General features: G+C 61.0%; 5 protein-coding genes. 2 read left to right on the top strand and 3 right to left on the bottom strand.

All coding sequences use genetic code 11. The features are described 5' to 3' along the window. The first annotated feature begins 363 nt into the window (after positions 1-363). The gene (gene tnpA / locus VF515_19465) at positions 364-834 is read left to right on the top strand and encodes an IS200/IS605 family transposase (protein ID HEX7409815.1); all 471 of its coding nucleotides are present in this window, start codon (positions 364-366) and stop codon (positions 832-834) included. 1,845 nt (positions 835-2,679) lie between these two features. Here the strand turns inward: tnpA and VF515_19460 are convergent. Both VF515_19460 and VF515_19455 read right to left on the bottom strand, forming a co-directional pair. Continuing rightward, positions 2,680-2,979 (bottom strand): hypothetical protein, encoded by a 300-nt coding sequence (locus VF515_19460; protein ID HEX7409814.1) that lies wholly within the window; start codon positions 2,977-2,979, stop codon positions 2,680-2,682. Between the two features lie 18 nt (positions 2,980-2,997). After that, positions 2,998-3,291 carry a hypothetical protein gene (locus VF515_19455; protein HEX7409813.1) on the bottom strand — a complete coding sequence of 98 codons (294 nt, stop codon included), beginning with the start codon at positions 3,289-3,291 and terminating at the stop codon, positions 2,998-3,000. A 133-nt stretch (positions 3,292-3,424) separates the two neighbouring features. On the opposite strand from VF515_19455, the gene VF515_19450 reads away from it, so the two are divergent. After that, entirely contained in the window at positions 3,425-4,600 is a 1,176-nt protein-coding gene (locus VF515_19450) for a hypothetical protein (protein HEX7409812.1), read from the top strand. Positions 4,601-4,606: 6 nt separating this feature from the next. Here VF515_19450 and VF515_19445 read toward each other — a convergent pair whose 3' ends face one another. Continuing rightward, positions 4,607-5,242: a hypothetical protein gene (locus VF515_19445; protein HEX7409811.1), complete on the bottom strand. Its 636-nt coding sequence runs from the start codon at positions 5,240-5,242 to the stop codon at positions 4,607-4,609. Between the last annotated feature and the right edge of the window lie 263 nt (positions 5,243-5,505).

Here is a 5,505-nt window from a genome sequence, read left to right as displayed (position 1 = left end):
GGATTCTAACCCCCGCATCCTGACCCTCTGAGACTGTCGATAAATGCGAAGACGTGCTTCGAGAGCCTCAGCACGAGCGGTCTCAGAGAGCATCAAATAAGGGCTTTTCCGCTCACCCTGAGATCCAACCGGCGAAGACGTCGGCTTGGAGCGTCCATGAACCCGTGGTTTGCCCGCCACCGCCCGGGGCGATGCCGCATATGGGTTAACCCAACCTATGCAACACCGGCGAGTAATTTGAATTTACGCCGAAGGCGTTAGTGTGCAACACAGCCCAGGGTTGCCGCGCAGCGGCTACCCTGGGCTGTGAAACCCGTTCCTCTTCTACCCCGAAGGGGTTGTGCTCTACGGGGAGCATGCATTATGCTGACAGCGTTAATGGCTCAGTCTCTATCTAACTGTATTATTCACCTCATCTTCTCAACTAAAGAGCGGCGTTCCTTTCTTGCTCATACGGGCCATCGCGTTGCGATGCACCGCTACCTTGGCGCCGTCTCCACACGACTGGATTGCCCGGTAATCCGCGTTGGTGGCGTCGCCGATCACGTGCATTGTCTGGCACGCCAAGCTCGCACCATCACCGTGGCCGAATGGGTCAAGGAATTGAAGCGAGCCTCGTCGCAGTGGGCAAAGGCCCAGGATGCATCGCTTCGCGGTTTTCAGTGGCAGGCCGGGTATGCGGCATTCTCGGTAAGTCAGTCCCTGGGTCGAAAGGTGGAACAGTACATCGGACAGCAAGAGGAGCATCATTGCAGGCTCGACTTTCAGAGCGAGCTCCGCAAACTGCTAAATGCCCACGGCGTGGGATACGAGGAGCGGTACGTGTGGGATTGAGGCGGTGAAGCGCAACCCCTTCAGGGTTGAACACTGTTCGGACCATTGAGCCCAGGGTAGCTTCGCAACCCTGGGCTATGTCGCGCAACGCCTTCGGCGTGGGAGCATCGGATCATGGCGACGCAGGTTGGTGCGCTGCCGGTTAGGTTAACGCTTATAGGGCAACGCCCTGGGCGACGGGCGGCGCATGTTCATGGGCAGCCCTTCGACGTTGCTCAGGACATGCTTGTCGAAGGGTACTTTCAGAGAAAATCGACAGACTCGGAGGGCGAGGGGACCCTCTTGCTCCCTCTACTTCCAGGAGAGGGTTGGGGTGAGGTGATGAGATACTCAGCGAACTTCTGACTCAGGACGCTAGAGGTGAAAGGGCACGAGATCCTGGAAGCACCTTTCGGTTCTCGCGCCTTTCGAATTGCGGCTTCGAGTGGCAGGGCCTTCTACGCGGCACCTATGATTTCGTCCAGAATCGTAGGTTCTGCATCGAAAGCAGCGATCCCCAACATTATTTTGCCGCTTCAGTCTTTACTGCTACGTTCCGGCGCGTCAAGAAAGTGACGTGCTGGCTGCGGCGAGTAATGCCCGCCGCAGCAAAATCACAGGCATATGGTTGGCTTCACTCTAGGACGCAATGCTTCGCGTCCTTCGAAAAGCTTATCTGACTGTAATCCTGTCTTCCGTCTTGCTCCTGGCGGCATATCGAACGGCTCGTGGGACCACCTTCGTGCTGATGGACGAACGGGATCTCACGGGACAATCCATAGCGGTCGTGATCGGGTGGATAACGCAGCTCCACACCATCACCGATAGCGAGTCTGGCTCCATCTACACTCAGGTGTTCCTCGAACCAACCGAAGTAGTGGTGGGATCGCTTCCCGAGGGAAACGTCGTCCTCCGCGAACTCGGCGGATATCTGCCCGACCGGAGTGAACGGATTTTTGGCAGCCCGCAGTATGTCGTCGGGGAACACGTACTGGTGTTCGTCAGCCAGAACGCGGACGGAAGCTTACGCACCACCCAAATGGCCATGGGAAAGTATACGATCGGTGGCAACGCGCAGGGCCGGGAGACAGTGACGCGCGCATTTGGTGAGGGTGTGGGCCTCTTTCGTCCCTCGTCGGGCCAACTCGACACAGAGGTACCGCCAGAAACTCGCGACCTGGAGGAATTCATCGCGCTCGTGCAGGCCTCCGCACCGCAGACAGCCAGCATTCCACAGCCGGCGCTGCCGCTGCCCACGGAAACACCAGGCGGCTCCGCCCCGCAGAGGTTTCAGGGCGCGTTCACATTCATGGGCTCACCACCATCCCGCTGGTTCGAGCCGGACACGGGCACGGCGGTGGCATATTCTATCGACTCCACCGGCGATGCAAAACTCGGCCCGGCAGTCTCCCGCTCTGCCGTGGATGATGCCTTGGCGGCTTGGTCGAATGTTCCGGGGGCGAGTGTGATTCTCACCGACGGCGGCCTGACTGCTCCCCTCGCCTACAGCGGTTGCGCGGGCCCCAACCGCGTCATCTTCAACGACCCTTTCAACGAGATTGCGGATCCGGTCAATTGTAGCGGGACACTTGCAATCGGCGGCTTCTGCGCCTCCGGCGATACCACAACCGTAAATGGCACCACCTTCAACCGCATCATGATAGCAAAGGTGATGTTCAATAATGGCTGGCAGAACTGCGCCCGATGGACTGCCTGCAACGTCGCCGAGATCGCCACACACGAGTTGGGGCATACCATCGGTCTCGGACATTCCGCCGACGGTACGGCCACCATGGCACCGGTTCCGCCATTCGACGGGCGCTGTGCAGGCCTGGGCCAGGACGACATCAACGGAGTCACGTTTATTTACCCCGCGCTCGCGACCCCAGGAGCCACGCCGACGCCAACCGCAACAGCCACTCCGTCGCGCACCAGCCAACCGACGCCTACGGCAACGTCTACTGCTTCACAAACTCCGACAGCGACGCGGAGTTCCACCGCCACGGCAAGCAGCACCGCAACCAGCTCTCCAACACGCACCTTCACGACAACGGCCACGGCGACGCCGACCGCGACATTAACCTCCACCGCCGCGCCAACCACATCACCGACGGCAACATCGAGCCCGACCGTCACACCCAGTGTCACGGCGACAGCCACGCGCACGGCAACAGCGACACCGACTTACACCGCCACGCCGACCACATCGCCGACCGCAACATCGAGTCCGACCGCCACCCCTAGCGCGACGCGGACCGCCGCATGGACCACGACGCCCACGCGCACGGCCACAGCGACACCGACCGACACCGCCACGCCAACCACATCACCGACGGCAACATCGAGTCCGACCGCCACGCCCAGCGCGACCTCGACGTTTACTGCGACGCCGAGCCAAACTGTGACTTTCACCGCTCTTAGTACGCCCACGCCGACCTCTTCAGTGACTGCCACGATCACGCCGGATTGGCCCTTCACCCCGACCGCGACTCAGACGCCAACGCTGACTGCGTCTCCCACCGCCACGCCCACGGTCGCGCCGACTCCCAGCGTAACGGCTACTGCCGCGGTTACTGCTACACCGTCGGTCATCCCAGCCCGCCTGCACCCGTTGTACATCGCGGGCGGTAACGGTGTGGGGGTTCATTACCTTCAACCCTCGATACCCGCCCGCCAACCCAACTTGGCAAATCTCGATCTTTCCACGATTATCGCTTCCGGTTCCGGCTCCGGTTCGAGTCAGAGTGCTCCGCTGGCAACTGCATCTGGAGACATCGAGGGTAACGGGGCCAGCGACCTGGTTGTCGGGCAGTCGGTGCGTTACGGGCAAGGGCCGCGCGACGGAGTAGAAGTGTACCGTATTGTTTCCGGCCTGGAGCCGGAACTCCTGGCGCATCTGGCGGCGTTCGACAACACCGGCACTTCCAACAGTGGAAATCTCGCGGCCGGCGATGTCGACCCGTCTGAACCCGGCGACGAAATTGTCGTAGGTGAGGACGGCAGTTGCCGGCGGGCCGCACGGCTTCGGATTTTTGGCGGCTTAGCAAGCGGCAACCTCCACCTGCTCCATGAACTGCGCGCTTTGCCATCACGCAGCGCCACACGCCAGCCTGTCAGCTTTGTGCTCGGCAACGTCTTTCCGGATGCCGACCATCCGGGCCAGGAGATCGTGGTTGGCGGTGGCAAAGGAGATGTGTACGTGTACGGCGTCAGCAACGGAAGGGCCGTCAGACTACAGCGCTTCTTGGCCTTTCCGGATCGCCCACACACCTCCGCCCACAAAATTGCTGTGGGCGACGTTCTGGCAGACAACCCTGGTGAGGAGATCATCGTCGCTGACGACGGACGCCGTCAGGACGGACTGGTTCGGGTTTTCGACGGTCGAACGGGGAAAAGGTTGCTGGAGTTCGAGGCGTTCGAACGAGGTCAGGCCCCGGCAGGCGTGGAGCTGTGGGCGGCGGACACGATAGCTGCCCTGCCAGGCGCTGAACTGATCGTCGGGCAAGGGCGGGCGGGAGGCCGTATCCGCGTGTTCACACTGGCCGGAGGCGTCCCCAAGCTTGTTCTGGAATTGCCCGACCCTCTTCACCGCGCCACGAGTCTCAGCCGCCTCCTGGCGATCGGCCACCTAGTGCCCGATCTCGATGCCAATCAGATCGCTGTTGCCCAAGCTGATTCACAGCTGCCGGTTCAAGTGTTCGATGTGAAGGCCGACGGTGCCGATTTGCTAACCTCCGTGAATGTCTCCGGAGATGGACAGATTGGTGCAATCACGGTTGGCCACTAGCCCCCGCTAGTGTTGTGATTCGAGACACTCCAGGCAACTGACTGGCATTGCCGCTAGCCCTGGCCCATCTTCCGATCGATCCGCATTTAATTCTACTCGGCCATCGTCCCCATGGGACTTCCTGATGACGTCTATGGCGCGGCGCGTACTCCCGGCGGCGGATGGTGGTGGCCGTAGGCCCCGGATGTCCGTTGCTGCCTGATCCACCGTTTCCGCTATCGGCAGCTCCCCTTCTTCGGGGACGTTTTTCAAGTACGCATCCAGCGCCTCATCAAGGTGATAGAGATGCTCCAAGGCATCGCGGATCGCGGTTTGCGTGGCAACCTCGGCGTCCACCCGCTTGCCCGTGGCAAACTCGATGGCGCGTAGGGCGGCGCGGTCGAGGGGATTTACCATGGCCACGGACAGCGTTTGCTCGGAGACGCGCAAAGGCACGATCTGGTGCTGCACGGCCTGCTCTTCACGCACCAGCGCGGTGACGGCGGGGTCCAATGCTATTGTCGCTAAGTCTACGAAGGGCAGGCGCGAACTTTCGGCCAGCGCCCTCGCGACCCCCGCTTCGTCGACAGCTCCCTTTTCCTTCAGCCAATCTATTAGCGATTTGCCATTCTGAAGGTTGGCAAAATTGGCGTAGCGGTGCACTGCTTACCTCCGCAGTCAGCGCTGGTGCTGCATGACGCGCCCTGCTCCGGACCCGACTGGCAAACCTTTGCGTTCAGTTGCTCGGGGGCGCGGAACGTCCCGTCGCCGTTACCAAACAGGATCCCAGACCGTTCCTGTTTGGTCAGCAACGGCAATATCGGCGAAATTATCTTGGTTGAGGTCACCCACCGCGAGGGAAGCCAGTGTTTTCCCAAAGGTCTGTGCTGTTTCGGTCTTAAACCCGCCCTTGCCAATGCAAGTCA

The sequence above is a fragment of the Candidatus Binatia bacterium genome (assembly GCA_036382395.1).
GTDB lineage: Bacteria > Desulfobacterota > Binatia > HRBIN30 > HRBIN30 > JAGDMS01.
Note: the sequence above shows the minus strand (reverse complement) of the source record. Positions and strands in the feature narration are given on the sequence as shown.